The 15,302-nt window shown below is 70.7% G+C and carries 11 protein-coding genes; 8 read left to right on the forward strand and 3 right to left on the reverse strand.

Annotated features, from left to right (window positions below):
* Positions 1 to 60 precede the first annotated feature (60 nt).
* Positions 61 to 1,413, reverse strand: coding sequence for a phenylacetate--CoA ligase family protein (locus ACIBHY_RS05365; protein WP_397306025.1), 1,353 nt, complete (start codon positions 1,411 to 1,413; stop codon positions 61 to 63).
* Positions 1,414 to 1,553: 140 nt separating this feature from the next.
* Here ACIBHY_RS05365 and ACIBHY_RS05370 point away from each other — a divergent pair, with 140 nt between their 5' ends.
* The 6 genes from ACIBHY_RS05370 (at position 1,554) to ACIBHY_RS05395 (ending at position 9,261) form a co-directional block, all read left to right on the forward strand.
* Entirely contained in the window at positions 1,554 to 2,885 is a 1,332-nt protein-coding gene (locus ACIBHY_RS05370; RefSeq protein ID WP_397256145.1) for an ABC transporter substrate-binding protein, read from the forward strand.
* On the forward strand, positions 2,882 to 3,757 hold the full coding sequence (locus ACIBHY_RS05375; protein ID WP_397256147.1) for a carbohydrate ABC transporter permease: 876 nt from the start codon (positions 2,882 to 2,884) through the stop codon (positions 3,755 to 3,757). The genes ACIBHY_RS05370 and ACIBHY_RS05375 overlap by 4 nt, the downstream gene beginning before the upstream one ends.
* The gene (locus ACIBHY_RS05380; protein ID WP_397306026.1) at positions 3,754 to 4,563 is read left to right on the forward strand and encodes a carbohydrate ABC transporter permease; all 810 of its coding nucleotides are present in this window, start codon (positions 3,754 to 3,756) and stop codon (positions 4,561 to 4,563) included. Before ACIBHY_RS05375 ends, ACIBHY_RS05380 begins: the two co-directional genes overlap by 4 nt.
* On the forward strand, positions 4,560 to 6,278 hold the full coding sequence (locus ACIBHY_RS05385) for a glycoside hydrolase family 36 protein (RefSeq protein ID WP_397306027.1): 1,719 nt from the start codon (positions 4,560 to 4,562) through the stop codon (positions 6,276 to 6,278). Before ACIBHY_RS05380 ends, ACIBHY_RS05385 begins: the two co-directional genes overlap by 4 nt.
* Positions 6,275 to 7,267 carry a LacI family DNA-binding transcriptional regulator gene (locus ACIBHY_RS05390; protein WP_397256152.1) on the forward strand — a complete coding sequence of 331 codons (993 nt, stop codon included), beginning with the start codon at positions 6,275 to 6,277 and terminating at the stop codon, positions 7,265 to 7,267. Before ACIBHY_RS05385 ends, ACIBHY_RS05390 begins: the two co-directional genes overlap by 4 nt.
* Positions 7,268 to 7,332: 65 nt before the next feature.
* Positions 7,333 to 9,261, forward strand: coding sequence for a hypothetical protein (locus ACIBHY_RS05395; RefSeq protein ID WP_397306028.1), 1,929 nt, complete (start codon positions 7,333 to 7,335; stop codon positions 9,259 to 9,261).
* An 18-nt stretch (positions 9,262 to 9,279) separates the two neighbouring features.
* Here ACIBHY_RS05395 and ACIBHY_RS05400 read toward each other — a convergent pair whose 3' ends face one another.
* Both ACIBHY_RS05400 and ACIBHY_RS05405 read right to left on the reverse strand, forming a co-directional pair.
* Entirely contained in the window at positions 9,280 to 9,939 is a 660-nt protein-coding gene (locus tag ACIBHY_RS05400) for a response regulator (RefSeq protein WP_397256156.1), read from the reverse strand.
* Positions 9,936 to 11,198 (reverse strand): sensor histidine kinase, encoded by a 1,263-nt coding sequence (locus ACIBHY_RS05405; protein WP_397306029.1) that lies wholly within the window; start codon positions 11,196 to 11,198, stop codon positions 9,936 to 9,938. Before ACIBHY_RS05405 ends, ACIBHY_RS05400 begins: the two co-directional genes overlap by 4 nt.
* A gap of 153 nt (positions 11,199 to 11,351) precedes the next feature.
* On the opposite strand from ACIBHY_RS05405, the gene lon reads away from it, so the two are divergent.
* Together lon and ACIBHY_RS05415 are read left to right on the forward strand one after the other, a co-directional pair.
* Positions 11,352 to 13,712 (forward strand): endopeptidase La, encoded by a 2,361-nt coding sequence (gene lon, locus ACIBHY_RS05410; RefSeq protein WP_397256159.1) that lies wholly within the window; start codon positions 11,352 to 11,354, stop codon positions 13,710 to 13,712.
* Positions 13,713 to 14,131: 419 nt separating this feature from the next.
* On the forward strand, positions 14,132 to 15,076 hold the full coding sequence (locus tag ACIBHY_RS05415) for a methionine ABC transporter ATP-binding protein (RefSeq protein ID WP_397306030.1): 945 nt from the start codon (positions 14,132 to 14,134) through the stop codon (positions 15,074 to 15,076).
* The last annotated feature ends 226 nt before the right edge of the window (positions 15,077 to 15,302 follow it).

The raw sequence follows: 15,302 nt of genomic DNA on the forward strand, positions 1-15,302 counted from the left end.
GCGTGGGTCCCGCGTGTGCTTGCCGGGGGTTCGGGGGAGCGTCTCGTGTGCGGGCGGTGGTTACTGGGGTGGGCGGGTGTAGCGGTGTTTGGTTCCGGGTGGGAAGTAAGTCGGGTCGGCGGTTTCGCGTAGGCGGATTATGGGGGTTTGGTGGGGTTGGGGGACGTAGGCGGTGAACTCGCTGTTCAGGCGGTTCAGCTGGGTGCGGATCGAGGTGGCGGCCAATCTGGACAGGGAGGGGGTGGGTGGGGTGCCGGGGGAGAGTTCTATGGTGATGATCAAGTGGCGGTTTCTCGTCTTGTCCTCTTCCACTTCCATCACGAATTTTCCGGTGACCGAGCCGGCGATCTCCGGTTGTTCCAGGCCGATGGCGACGTTCTCCGGGTAGATGTTGGCGCCGTAATACGACACGGTGAAGTGGCTGCGGCCGAACACGTACGCGAACGGGTGCTCAGGGCCTCGGGCCGACGGAGCGAGGCCGTGGGACCGGGCGAAGGCGAGCATGCCGGCGTACGGGATGAGGCCGCCTTCGTCGGCGATGTGGTAGCGGATCAGCGGGATGCCGTTGTCGCCGGTGAACACCAGCGTGCCCGCGTGCTCCTCGAAGTAGCGCACGGACGGGTCGTACTGGACCAGCGTGGGCAGCCGGGACTCCCCGAACAGGCGCCTGGCCAGGTCGGGACGGCCTGACAGGAAGCGGCGCAGTTCGATGGAGAGCGGGGTCTCGTTGCCGAGGACGCCCGCGTCGGCGGTGCCGTACAGGCTGGCGGTGGAGGTGACGGGGTCGGCGATGCCGGCGCGCTCGCACACCAGCGTGCGCCACTCCTCGCTGAAGACCTCGCCCGCGGTGACCAGCTTGAGGTGGTACGCGGGCCAGCCGGACCCGGCGTCGATCACGTCCTTCAGGAACGGCGGGTAGCCGAGCAGGACGATCTGGTCGAAGTGCGGCGCCAGCGGCGGGATCACCCGCAGGATCTCGCGTTTGTCGCTGCCGGGCGCGATCGTGGTGACGCGGTGGCCGCGCTCGGCCAGGTGGCGCACGCAGTTGAGCGTGAACAGCCCGCCCACCCAGGTGCCGAGGGCGAAGCAGACGACGGCGAGCGTACGGCGGGAGCGGGTCTCGAAGGCGTCGAACACCTCCTCGAAGCGGTCGGCGATGACCCGCTCGTCGGCGGCGGAGCGGGGCCAGAAGGACGGTTCGCCGGTCGAGCCGGAGGAGACGGCGATCATGTCGCCGATCACGCCGCCCCTGCACAGGTCGGGCAGGGGGTAGCGGCGCGTGTAGGTGTCCTTGGTGGTCAGCGGGAGGTCGTGGAACGGCGTGGCGCGGGGGTCGGCGCCGTGCGCGGCGAGGAAGGCGCGGTAGGCGGGCACGCTGTCCGCCACGTCGTGGAAGAGCTGGACCGGATCCACGGTGCGACTGTACGCCACGCCGGACTTGCGGCGCAGCCGTCACAGAAAAACGAAAGTTTTCATCGAAGGATTGCAAGCGCGGAAATGCCCCGGTAACGTCCCGGGCAATCCTCGCGAACCCCCCACAGGAGAGACCGCCCATGGACCGTCGTCGTTTCCTCCAGCTCAGCGCCCTGACCGCCGGAGGCACCCTGCTCAGCGCCTGCGGCGGAGGTGGCGCCCAACCGGTCAAGGCGGGTCCCACCGGCACCGCCGCGACCGGCGAGATCACCGTGTGGAGCTGGCAGGGGCCGGCGGCGATGATGAAGGAGCTGGTCCCGGCCTTCACCAAGCGGTTCCCCGGCGTCAAGGTCGACGTCCAGGACATCGGCAACCCGGCCATCTGGGACAAGATCACGACCGGGCTGGCCGCCGGTGGGCAGGGGCTGGGCGACGTGCTGCACATCGGCGTCGACTACCTGCCCGCCTATATCGAGAAATTTCCGGATGGCCTCGCCGACCTCGTCCCCCTCGGCGCCGACAGGCACAAAGGCGGCTTCGCCCAGGGCATGTGGGAGACCGTCAGCCGCGACGGCAAGGTCTACGCCCTGCCCTGGGAGGCCAACTCCGCCGGCTTCTACTACCGCGCCGACCTGTTCGAGAAGGCCGGCGTCGATGTCGAGGCCGTCCAGACCTGGGACGAGATGATCGAGGCCGGGATCACGCTCAAGGAGAAGACCGGCGTCCAGCTCCTCGGCATCGACAAGGCCGCCACCCAGGCCGACTCCGCCAACCTCTTCCAGGCGCTCATGCAGCTCCAGGACGCCTTCTACTTCGACATGCGGGGCAACATCACCCTCGACTCGCCCGCCGGGGTCACCGCGCTGACCATCATCAAGAAGCTCAACGACGCCGGCCTGGTCGCCGACTACGGCGGCGGCTGGGAGGCGATGATCGGCTCGATCAAGAAGGGCGGCGTGGCCGTGCAGCCGATGCCCACCTGGTTCGGCGGCATCATCGAGGAGACCGTCCCGGCCGAGAAGGGCAAGTGGAAGGTACGGCTCCCGCCCGCCGTCACCCGGGGCGGCAAGACCTCGGCCGTCGTCAACTCCACCCACCTGGCCGTCACCGGCACCAGCAAGCACCGCGAGGCGGCGTTCGCCTTCGCCGAGTTCGTCCTGACCCGCCCGGAGAACCAGGTCGCGATCTACAAGGGCAAGGGCATCGCGCCCGCGCTCATGTCCGCCTACGAGGACCCGGCCTTCCACCAGGCTTCGCCGTTCTTCAGCGGCCAGAAGAAGGGCGAGATCTTCCTCGACTCGCTCAAGCAGCCCTCCTACGTCACCAACTACTCCGCCGACTACCCGCGCGCGCTCAAGGCCGTCACCGACGCGCAGACGAAGGTGCTGCTCAAGGGCGCCGACCCGGCCGCGGTTCTCAAGGAGGCGGCCGACCTGATCGCCGGCCAGACCGGCCGCAAGGTGCTGCGGTGACGGCGAGCGCCCTCAGGTCGCCGATGCGGCTGGCGCCGTACCTGTTCGTGCTGCCCGCCGTCGCGCTGTTCGCGATCTTCAAGCTGTATCCGATCGCCTGGTCGTTCGTGCTCAGCCTGTTCAGGACCGACGGGGCGCTGCAGACGTTCGCCGGCGCCGCCAACTACGAACGCCTGGCCGGCGACCCGCTGTTCTGGACGGCGCTGCGCAACACCGCGCTCATCATGGTCGTGCAGGTGCCGCTGATGCTGGGGATCGCGATCGCGCTGGCGGTGGCGTTCAACTCGCCACTGCTGAAGCTGAAGGCGTTCTTCCGGCTGGGCTTCTTCCTGCCGATGGTGACCGGGCTGGTGGCGTACGGCATCCTGTTCGGGGTCCTGCTCAATCCGCAGGGCGGGCTGGTCAACTGGTTCCTCGGGCTGTTCGGCGTCCCGGAAATCCCCTGGCTCACCGACACCCTGTGGGCGCGCGTCGCCGTCGGCCTCGCGCTGACCTGGCACTACACCGGCTACAACGCGGTCATCTACCTGGCCAGACTGCAGGCGCTGCCCCAGGACCACTACGACGCGGCCTCGGTCGACGGCGCGGGCGCCTGGCGCCGGTTCTGGCACGTGACGCTGCCGGGACTGCGGCCGGTGCTGCTGCTCACGGTGGTCATGTCGACGATCGGCACGCTGCAGCTGTTCGACGAGCCGTACGTGCTGACCGGTGGCGGCCCCGACAACGCCACCCTGACGCTCGGCATGTACCTCTACATGAACGGCTTCCGCTACTTCGACTTCGGCTACGCCTCGGCCATCGCCTACGCGCTGGCGGTCATCATCGCGATCCTCGGCATCGTGCAGTTCAAGTTCCTGGGTGAAAAATCGTGAAAAAGGTGATGCTGACCTCGACACTGCTCATCACCGTCACCGTCGTCCTGGTGCCGTTCTACTGGCTGGCCATCGCCGGCACCCACAGCACCGGCGACATCTTCGGCAGCCCGCCACCCCTGCTCCCCGGCGGCCACCTCCTGGACAACCTCGCCAACCTCGAAGAGGGCATCGGCTTCAGCAGGACCGTGCTCAACTCCCTGCTGATCTCGCTGATCTACACGATCCTGTCCGGCGCCGTCTGCACCCTGGCCGGGTACGGCTTCGCCAAGTACTCCTTCAAGGGCAGGGAACTCCTGTTCGGCCTGCTCATGCTCGGCCTGGTCATCCCGAGCCAGGTGACGCTGGTGCCGTTGTTCAAGATGATGCTGGCTCTCGACTGGCTCAACACCTACCAGGCCATCGTCCTGCCGAACCTGGCGCTGCCGTTCGGGATCTTCCTGATGCGCCAGAGCATGTCCGCGCTGCCGGACGAGCTCCTGGCGGCCGGTCGCGCCGACGGCTGCGGCGAACTGCGGCTGTTCGTCCGCATCGTCCTGCCACCGATGCGCCCGGCGCTGGCCGCCCTGGGCATCTACCTGTTCCTCTACCAGTGGAACGACTTCGTCTGGCCCCTCATCGCGCTCCGCACCAAGGACGCCTACACCATCCCGCTGGCCATCGCCTCCCTGCAGGGCGCCACGGAGACCGACTACGGCCAGATCCTCGCCGGAACGGCCGTCGCCGCCCTCCCGATGGCCGTGCTGTTCCTGTTGCTGCAACGACACTTCGTGTCCGGACTTCTCGCTGGAGCTGTGAAAGAGTGAGCGTCACGACGGCGGAGCTGATGCCCGCGCCCACCGCCCACCTGCTCGATGACGTACGGCTGGCGGTGCTGCCCGCCTCCGCGCGCCGGGAGCTGAAGCGGCTGCCCGGCGGCGCCGCGGTGCTGGAGATCCACTCCGGGCAGGAGATGGAGATCCGGCTGTCGGTGGCGCTCGGGGACGCGGTGGGGTTCTGGCACCCCGACTGCCGCTGGAGCCGGACGATCGTGGCCGACTGGGCGGGGCGGGCCGACATCTCGCTGGTCAAGGGGGCCGCGGCCGGATGCCTCTATGACAGTTCCGGACGGACGATGCTGGCCTTCGCCGCCGCCGATCCGGTGCCCGAATGTTCGATGCGGTTCGGGGTGTCGGAGGAGAACAAGGCGTTCGTGGTGCATCTGCGGGCGCCCGCCGGGACCTACCGGCTCTACCTCGCGCCCCGGTCGGACAGCGTCGCGGTGGCGATGCGGCTGCTGCGGGCCGAGCTGGGACGAGGGCCGGCGCCGGTGCCCGCTGCGGCTCGCGAGCCGGTCTATTCCACCTGGTACGGCTTCAGCCAGGCCGTCGAGCAGGAGGCCGTCGAGCAGGAGGCCCGGCTGGCGGCGGATCTGGGTTGCGGTGTGGTCATCGTGGACGACGGCTGGCAGGAGAAGGGGAACGGGCGCGGCTATCCGGGCGTCGGCGACTGGCAACCCGATATCACGAAATTTCCGGATCTTAAGGGTCATGTCGCTCGCGTGCGGGCGCTCGGCCTCAAGTACCTGCTCTGGGTAGCGCCCCTCCTGCTCGGGGCCGAGGCGGACCGCTTCGACGCGCTCGCCCAGTACGCCCCCGCCTCCGGCGGCCCGCCCGGCGCCCGTGTGCTCGACCCCCGCCACCCCGAGGTGCGGGCGCATGTCGTGGACACGTGCGCCCGCCTGGTCCACGACTACGGCCTCGACGGGCTGAAGATCGACTTCCTGGACGACGCCATGGTCTACGCCGGCGAGCCCACCCACGGCGACGTCGCCGACGTGGGCGAGGCCATGCGCCTCCTGCTGACCGAGGTGCGGGCGGCGCTGGCGCCCGAGGCGCTGATCGAGCTGCGCCAGCCGTACGTGGGGCCGGGCATGGCGGGCTTCGGAAACATGCTGCGCGCCGACGACTGCCCCGCCGACGCCGTGGCCAACCGGGTCCGCACGATCGACATCGGGCTGCTGGCCGTGCGCGGGGCCGTTCACTCCGACATGCTCATGTGGGATCCGGCGGCGCCGCCCGCGAGCGCCGCCAGGCAGCTGATCGGGGCGCTGCACGCCGTACCGCAGATCTCCGCGCGTCTGGCCGGCCTCGGCGCGGAGCAGCGCGAGATGCTGCGCTTCTGGCTCGCGCAGTGGCGGCGGCTGCGGCCGCTGCTGCTCGACGGCGAGGTCGAGCCGGGCCGCCCGGACGAGCTCTACCCCGTCGTGCGGGCCGGGCGCGGCGACGCGTGCGTCGTCACCGTCACGGCCGAGCGGGTGGCGGCCCTGGACACCGCCCGGCACCGTAAGATCACCTTGGTCAACGGTACGGCGGCGCCGCGCCTCGTCGTCGAGGTCGCCGGGCCGGGAGGGGTGTTCGCCACCGTGGTCCACGACGCCGCCGGCCGTATCATCGAACGGGCGCGGCGCCGGCTGGAGCCAGGCCTGAGCGTGCTGTCCGTGCCGCCCTCCGGGCTGGCGATTCTGGAGGGGACCCCGTGAAGATCGGCATCACCGAGCTGGCCGCCCGCGCGGGCGTGAGTGAGGCCACGGTCAGCCGGGTCATCAACCGGCGCTCCGGGGTCGCCGCCAAGACGCGCGAGGCCGTCGAGCGCGCCATGAACGAGCTCGGCTACGAACGCTCCACCCGCGGCCAGATCGTCGCGGTGATCACGCCGTGGCTGTCGAACCCGTTCTTCTCCGAGGCCAGCGAGCTGATCGAGGCGGCGCTGGCGCCCCACGGGCTCAAGGGCGTGCTCTGCCCGGCGCTGCCCGGCGGCATACAGGAGCGCGAGTTCGTCACGTCGCTGGCCGACCACGGCGTCGCGGCGGTGGTGTTCCTGTCGGCCAGCAACACCGTCGAGGGCGCCGACCCCGAGACCTTCAACGTGCTGGCGGCGCGCCGCATCCCGTTCGTCGGCGTCAACGGCGGATTCGAGGGCCACGACGCGCCCGTCTACTCCACCGACGACTTCCAGTCGGCCGAGCTGGCCGTCGACCACCTGTGGGCGCTGGGACACCGCGCGATCGGCATCGCCTCGGGCCCGGTCGGCAACCAGCCCGCCGACCGGCGGGTCAAGGGCTTCCGCGCGGCGCTGGCCAGGCGCGGCGCGGCCGAGACCGAGCGGTGGATCGTCCGGCAGCACTACACCATCGAGGGCGGCCAGTCCGCCGCGCTGAGCCTGCTCAAGCAGGGCGTGACCGCGATCGTCGCGGCCAGTGACTTCATGGCGCTCGGCGTGATCCGCGGAGCCCGCCGCGAGGGCCTGTCGGTGCCCGCCGACCTGTCCGTGGTCGGGCACGACGGTTCCATGATCATGGAGTTCGCCGACCCGCCGCTGACCACCGTCCGCCAGCCGGTGGACCGGCTGGCCAAGGAGGTCGCCCGGGGCGTGGTCGCGCTGGTGAGCGGCCGCGAGGTGCCCACGGGCGAGCTGCTGTTCAACCCCGAGCTGGTCGTGCGCGGCTCCACGGCCGCGCCCCGCGCCTGACCTCTTTCGTCCCGGCTCCTTCCTTCCGTAGTACCGCACGATTCATCCGATCATCGGGAGACCCCATGAAACGCGTCGTGTTAACCTCCGCCCTCCTCGCCGCCGCTCTCGTCACCCCCGCCGAGGCCGCCTCCGCCGCGGCGCCGCTCGTCATCGTCAACCCCGGCTTCGAGAAGGGCCCCGAGGGCTGGACGTTCACCGCCGGCTCCGGCGTCGCCACCAACAACCCCCACGGCGGCGCGCGGCTCATCTACCTCGACTCCGGCCCCGGCAAGAGCGTCAGCCAGTCGATCACGGTGTCGGCCGCGGGCCGCTACTCGATCTCCGCGTGGATCGCCACCGGCGGCGCGGACGGCACGTTCTCCGCCAAGGTCAACGGCGCCGAGGCGGCGAGCGTCACGTTGCCCGCCCGCGGCGTCTACAGCCGCTACACCCTGTCGCGCCTGAGCCTGAACGCCGGCGACACCCTGGAGATCGTGTTCGGGTCCGGCTCCGGCTGGGTCAACGCCGACGACCTCATGATCTCCCCGGCCGCCCCCGCCGACCCGCGGGTGAGCTCGGGCAACCCCAAGGTCGTCGCGATGTTCGACTGGGCCAAGGCCAAGGCCGCCGGGTGGGTTCACCAGGACGGCGTCGTCGGTCCCATCAACATCGGGGCCACCAACCCGGTCGACCCGGGCGAAGCCCCGTACACCCCGACCTACTGGGGCGGATACGCCCACCGCACCGCGTACTACTCGCGTGACTTCGCCCACCAGCTCGCCGGCGCGCACATCCTGGGCTTCGACGCGGAGAACAAGAACATGCTGCGCTCGTTCGCCGCCAGCGCGACGCCGGAGCACAAGTTCTATCCGGTGTGGGCGATCAACTTCGACGCCAGGACCTGGCACACGATCGACTACAAGTCGCCGACGAACTTCGTGCGCGAGGTGCCGGCCACGTTCGAGCTGGTGGAGAAGGCCAACCAGGCCTTCCGCTGGACCGGCGACCGCGCCTACCTCGACGACCCGGTCTTCTGGGACTACTACCGCAACGCCACCACCGGCTTCGTCGAGCAGCACGACGGCGCCAAGCCGAACGGCGTCGCCGAGGGCACCGGCAGGGGCATCTTCCAGGGCGTGGCCAGCTACAACGAGGTCAGCCGCGAGCCGCTGGCCGAGGCCGGCGACGGCATCGGCGCCCAGTACCAGGCCTACCGGGCGCTGGCCGACATGGCCCTGGACAAGCGCGAGGTGCGCCTGTCGATGGAGACCGGGGCCCGCGCCCGCGACCTCAAGCGCTACTTCAACCAGACGTGGAGCGTGAAGCCCGGCACGGATGAGTTCGTCCGCGCGTACACGATCGACGGCGCCCCGCTGACCGGCTTCGGCAAGGAGAACAGCTGGTTCATGCCGATGAAGGGCATCATCGACGCCGGCCCGCGCAACGACGCCTACCTCGACTTCGTCGACGCGCAGGCCTCGGGCCCCGACCGGCCGGCCAACATCGAGGCGATCACCTACCTGCCCGACACCTTCTTCCGCCACAACCGCAACGACACCGCCTGGAAGTGGATGCAGCACGTCTACGACCAGCGCGACGCCCGCCACGTCAGCAACCGCCAGGGCCTCAACGGGGACTATCCGGAGGTTCCGTTCACCCTGGTCAGCCAGACCGTCGAGGGCCTGATGGGCGTCCAGCCCGACGCCCCGAGGCGCACGGTCGCCACCCAGTCGCGCCTGCCCGGCGACATTCCCTGGCTGCGCGTGGACGCCGTACCGGTCGGCGGCGGCACCGTGGACGTCCGCCACGACGGCCGGACGTCGACCACCTTCACCAACCGCACCGGTGGGCTCACGTTCTGGGAGGCCCGCTTCCCGGCCGGGCACCGCTGGCTGACGGTCGCCGGACACCGCGTGCCGGGCGTCCAGAAGACGATCGACGGCGTCCGCCACACCGTCGCGGTCCTGCCCGTCCGCGACGGCCGGACGGTCACGGTCTCGGTCGCGAGCTGACGCCCCGGGAAGCCGTCGTCAGTCTCCCGGGCGGACGAGGCCGCTCTCGTAGGCGTAGACGATGGCCTGGGCGCGGTCGCGCAGGCCGAGTTTGGTCAGCACACGGCCCACGTGTGTCTTGACCGTCTGCTCCGACAGGACCAGCTTGGCGGCGACCTCCTGGTTGGACAGGCCGCGCGAGACCAGGACGAGGACCTCGGTCTCGCGCTCGGTCAGCCGGCCCAGGCGGCGGGTCGACGGGGCGCGCGGGCCGCCGAGGCGGGCGAACTCGCGGATGAGGCGCCGGGTTACCGCGGGGGCCAGGAGGGCGTCGCCGCCGGCGACCACACGGACGGCCTCGGCGAGCTGGACGGCCGAGGCGTCCTTCAGCAGGAAGCCGCTGGCACCGGAGCGCAGGGCCTCGTAGACGTAGTCGTCCAGATCAAAGGTGGTCAGGATCAGGATTCTGGCCGAAATATCCTCGCGTTGAGCGATGATTCGGGTTGCTTCGAGGCCGTCCATCACCGGCATGCGCACGTCCATCAGGATCACGTCGGGCCGCAGCTCCGCCGCCCGCTCGACCGCCTGCGCGCCGTCGGCCGCCTCGCCCACCACCTCGATGTCGCTCTGGGCGCCGAGGAAGACGGTGAAGCCGGTGCGTACCATGCCCTGGTCGTCGGCGATCATGACCTTGATCACGCCGCCTCCAGGGGCAGCCGGGCGACGACCTCGAAGCCGTCGGCGATCGGCCCCGCCTCCAGCGTGCCGCCGAGCAGCACCGCCCGTTCCCGCATGCCCACGAGCCCGTGCCCGGCCCCGGCCGAGGATTCGGCGGGCCTGGCGCCGGGGCCGTTGGCGACCCGTACGACCAGTTCGTCCCGCTCCCGCGCGACCTCCAGGGAGACGGTCGCCCCCGGCGCGTGCCGCATGACGTTGCTCAGCGACTCCTGCACGATCCTGTACGCCGACAGCCCCACGGCCTGCGGCACCTCCTCCACCTGCGGCGATCTTCTGAACAGCACGGCCAGCCCGGCCGCCCGCGCGTTGGCCACGAGCGCGTCGATCCGCTCCAGGTCCGGCTGCGGCGTGGTCTCCTTGCGCCCGTCGGCGTCGCGCAGCACGCCGAGCACCTGCCGGAGCTGGGCGATCGCGTCCAGCGACAGCGAGCGGATCACCGCCAGCCCCTCCTCCAACTGCCTGGCGTCCCCGGCCGCCTTGAGCGGCACCGCCTCGGCCTGAATGGCGATCACCGACATGTGGTGCGCGACCACGTCGTGCAGCTCGCGCGCGATGCGCGCCCTTTCCTCCAGAACGGCCTGCGCCCCCTCGGCCACCACCTTGAGCTGCGACTCCTCGGCCAGCCTGGCCGAGGCCCCGCGCCGGGCCCGCACGTTGTAGCCGAGCACCAGCGGCACCGCGAACACGGCCCCGGCCATGGGCAGCACGTTGGTGTTGACCACCCCGACGAAGGCCATCGAGACGACCCAGACGGCGATGGACACGCCCTCGGTGTTGCGTGAGGCCACGGTGTACAGGACCAGCACGTACGTCAGGACCAGCGGCCACGTGTAGGAGATGCCCTGAGGGGGAAACCCGTCGATCGTCCGGTCGACGAACACGTACGCCGGCAGCGTCACCAGCGCCGCCCGCCACGCGCCCAGCGGCCAGCGGTCACGCAGGGCCACGGGCAGGGAGAGCGCCAGGAAGGCCATCTGGAGCACCAGCGGCGAGGGCGCCTCCACCTTCTGCGCGTCCAGCCGGTCCCACAGGTCGGAGCCGGCCACGCCGTACAGGTAGAGGGCGAGGGCCAGCTCGGCCAGCCGTACCCCGTCGAGGGTGGTGAAGGGGGTCAGCCAGCGCGGCGCGGGGACGCGCGTGCGGCGGGTCGTGAAGGGAGGCGGCTCGGCTTTGCCCGTGAACAGTGCGAACTTCAGCGGCCGCACCAGGGCGGATATCACCTGAACGACCCTATGGCCGGTGCCGGGTAGCCCGCGTCACTCTCAAGGGCTACTTACATGATTACGATCGCCGTGAGCGAACATCGGCAAGCTTGGGAACATTCAGAGGCTCCGATGAATTGAGTCGGTATAACTCAACCCTTGGGAGTTCGCATGAGTGAGAAGCTGATCCTCCCGGTGCTGCCGCTGGACGACGAGGTCGTCCTGCCCGGAATGGTGGTGCCGCTCGACCTGTCCGACTCCGAGGTGCGTGCTGCGATAGACGCGGCCCAGGCATCCGGTGGCAACAAGCCACGGGTGCTTCTCGTTCCCCGGATCGACGGCAGATATGGCGCGATCGGTGTGCAGGCCGTGGTGGAGCAGGTCGGACGACTGCCGGGCGGTGAGCCGGCGGCGGTCGTACGCGGAGTGAACCGCGTGCGCGTGGGCACCGGCACCACCGGGCCCGGCGCGGCCCTGTGGGTCGAGGCCGACAGCGTCGACCGCGTGGAGCCCGGCGAGCACGCGCATGAGCTGGCCCGCGAGTACAAGGCGCTGGCCACGACCATCTTGCAGAAGCGCGGCGCGTGGCAGGTGGTCGACCAGGTCAACCAGATCGACGACCCCTCCGTGCTGGCCGACAGCTCCGGCTACACGCCGTGGCTGACCACCGCGCAGAAGGTCGAGCTGCTGGAGGCGCCCGACCCGGCCGACCGGCTGGCGAAACTGGTCGACTGGTCACGCGAGCACCTCGCCGAACTCGACGTCGCCGAGACGATCCGCAAGGACGTCCAGGAGGGCATGGAGAAGCAGCAACGCGAGTTCCTGCTCCGCCAGCAGCTCTCCGCCGTCCAGAAGGAGCTCAGGGAGCTCAAGGGCGACTCGGCCGAGAGCGAGGAAGAGGACTACCGCGTCCGCGTCGAGGCCGCCGACCTGCCCGAGAAGGTGCGCGAGGCCGCGCTCAAGGAGGTCGACAAGCTGGAGCGGACCTCCGACCAGTCGCCCGAGACCGGCTGGATCCGCACGTGGCTCGACACCGTCCTCGACATCCCCTGGAACACCAGGACCGACGACACCTACGACATCAACGGCGCCCGTGAGGTGCTGGACTCCGACCACACCGGCCTCGACGACGTCAAGGACCGCATCATCGAGCACCTGGCCGTGCGCAAGCGCCGCCAGGACAAGGGCCTCGGCGTGGTGGGCGGCCGCCGCAGCGGAGCCGTCCTCGCCCTCGCCGGTCCTCCCGGAGTCGGCAAGACCTCGCTCGGCGAGTCCGTCGCGCGCTCGATGGGCCGCAAGTTCGTCCGCGTCGCCCTCGGCGGCGTGCGCGACGAGGCCGAGATCCGCGGCCACCGGCGCACCTACGTGGGCGCGCTGCCCGGCCGCATCGTCCGCGCGATCAGGGAGGCGGGCTCGATGAACCCCGTCGTCCTGCTCGACGAGGTCGACAAGGTCGGCGCCGACTACCGGGGCGACCCGACCGCGGCGCTGCTCGAAGTGCTCGACCCGGCTCAGAACCACACCTTCCGCGACCACTACCTCGAGGTCGAGCTCGACCTGTCGGACGTGCTCTTCCTGGCCACGGCCAACGTCCTGGAGGCCATCCCCGGGCCGCTGCTCGACCGCATGGAGGTCGTCACCCTCGACGGCTACACCGAGGACGAGAAGTTCGCCATCGCCCGCGACCACCTGCTGCCCAAGCAGCTCAAGCAGGCCGGTTTCGAGGCCGCGGAGATCTCCTTCGAGGAGGGCGCGCTGCGCCGCCTGGCCACCGAGTACACCCGCGAGGCGGGCGTGCGCTCCCTGGAGCGCGCGGTCGGCCGGGTGATCCGCAAGATCGCGGCGAAGGACGAGGTCCCCGTCACCGTCAGCGCCGAGGCGCTCGTCGACTACCTCGGCCGCCCGCGGTTCGTGCCCGAGTCGTCGCTGCCGGAGTCCAAGCAGCGCACGTCGGTGCCCGGCGTGGCCACCGGCCTGGCGGTCACCGGAGCGGGCGGCGACGTCCTCTACGTCGAGGCGTCGCTGGCCGACCCCGAGACCGGCGACACCGGGCTCACGCTCACCGGCCAGCTCGGCGACGTGATGAAGGAGTCGGCCAGGATCGCCCTGTCCTACCTCCGCAGCCACGGCGCGGAGCTGGAGCTGCCGGTCACCGCGCTGAAGGACCGGTCGGTGCACGTGCACTTCCCGGCCGGCGCCGTCCCCAAGGACGGTCCGTCGGCGGGCGTCACGCTCACCACCGCCCTGGCCTCGCTGCTGTCCGGCCGCCTCGTCCGCAACGACGTCGCGATGACCGGCGAGATCTCGCTCACCGGGCGGGTCCTGCCGATCGGCGGCGTCAAGCAGAAGCTGCTCGCGGCGCACCGGGCGGGCATCACCACGGTGCTCATCCCGGCCCGCAACGAGCCCGACCTGGACGATCTGCCCCAGGAGATCCGCGACGAGCTGACCATCCACGCGGTCGGCGACGTGCGCGAGGTCCTGGACATCGCCCTCGCCCCGGCCAAGGTCGCCGCCTCCGCGGCCGCCTGACGCCTCCCGCGCCTGCCCCGCCGTACCAGCTGGATCTGGTACGGCGGGGCAGCTTGGCGTTCCACGCCCGTGAGGCAGCTCACAACCGGCCGGGGGAATAGGGCACGGTAAAGAGGTCGTTGGCACCAGCGTGAACGAGGCATACGCGAAAGACATGAGCGCCATGGGCGACGTCATGTGTCGTGGCATGCGCCGAATGCGCGCGATGGCCTGTCAGGCCCGCTGAGCGACCCGCCCGCCCGTTCTCGCCGAAGGTACCTCCTCATGATCGCACCACCCAGCTACGTGCTGCGCAGGCTCAGCCACCTGCCCTTCCACCCCGGCACGCGCTAGCCCTTCCCCCTCACCAGCCTGTTCCAGCTCGAGTTCGTCTCAGCGGCCCGCCCACGCGTGGTCGCCATCCGTGATGGGGAAATTTCGTGATCCAGGCTTCCGGCCTGCGCAAGCAGTACGGGGACACCGCCGCGCTCGACGGCGTCGACCTGCACGTGCGCAAGGGCGAGATCTTCGGCGTGCTCGGCCAGAGCGGCGCCGGCAAGAGCACGCTGCTGCGCTGCGTCAACCTCCTCGAACGCCCCGACGCCGGCACCGTCACCGTCGACGGCCAGGACCTGACCCGGCTCGGCGACCGCGAGCTCAACCAGGCCCGCCAGCGCATCGGCATGATCCACCAGCACTTCGCCCTGCTGTCGTCGCGGACCGTCGCGGGCAACGTGGCGTTCCCGCTGGAGGTCATGGGCGTGCCCCGGGCCGAACGCGAACGCCGCGTCGCCGAACTCCTCGACCTCGTCGGGCTCGGCGGCCGCGGCGCAGACCGCCCGAGGCAGCTGTCCGGCGGCCAGAAGCAGCGGGTCGGCATCGCCAGAGCCCTGGCCGGCAACCCGGCCGTGCTGCTGTCCGACGAAGCCACCTCCGCCCTGGACCCCGCCACCACCGACTCCATCCTGGGGCTCCTGAAGCGCCTCAACACGGAACTCGGCCTCACCATCCTGCTGATCACCCACGAGATGAACGTCGTCAAGGCGGTCTGCGACTCGGTGGCCATCATGGCCGGCGGCCGCATCGAGGAATCCGGCACCATCGCCGGCCTCATCCGCACCCCGGGCTCGCGCCTGACGCGCGAGATCTTCCCCCTGCCCGCACCGTCACCGGGCGACATCACCCTCACCTTCACCGGCCACGCCGACGAGCCGGTGATCTCGGAGGTCGTCCGCAAGTTCGACGCCGACATCAACGTGCTGGGCGGCGCCATCGAAGACCTCGCCGGGTCCCGCGTGGGCCGCCTGCGCGTCACCCTCTCCGGCGACCCGGCCGCGCTTTCGTACCTGCGCGACAAGGGCCTGCTGGTGGAGGTGGCCTCGTGATCTTCCCGCTCTCCCCTGCCGCGCGTCCGTTGCGACGACTCGCCGTTCGCCCGCTGCCCGTCCGTGCGGGCGCCGCTCTTCCGCTACGGCGGGGCCAGGTGGGCGCCGCCCGCCGCCGTGGGCTCGCGCCGATCATCCGAGCGCCGCGCACGTCGGACGTGGCCCGCGCCGCCACGACGCGTACGTGGCCCGCCACCGTGCCCCTGTCACCCGCCGCACCTGCTGC

Source organism: Nonomuraea sp. NPDC050547 (assembly GCF_044457345.1).
In the GTDB taxonomy this organism is placed as follows: domain Bacteria; phylum Actinomycetota; class Actinomycetes; order Streptosporangiales; family Streptosporangiaceae; genus Nonomuraea.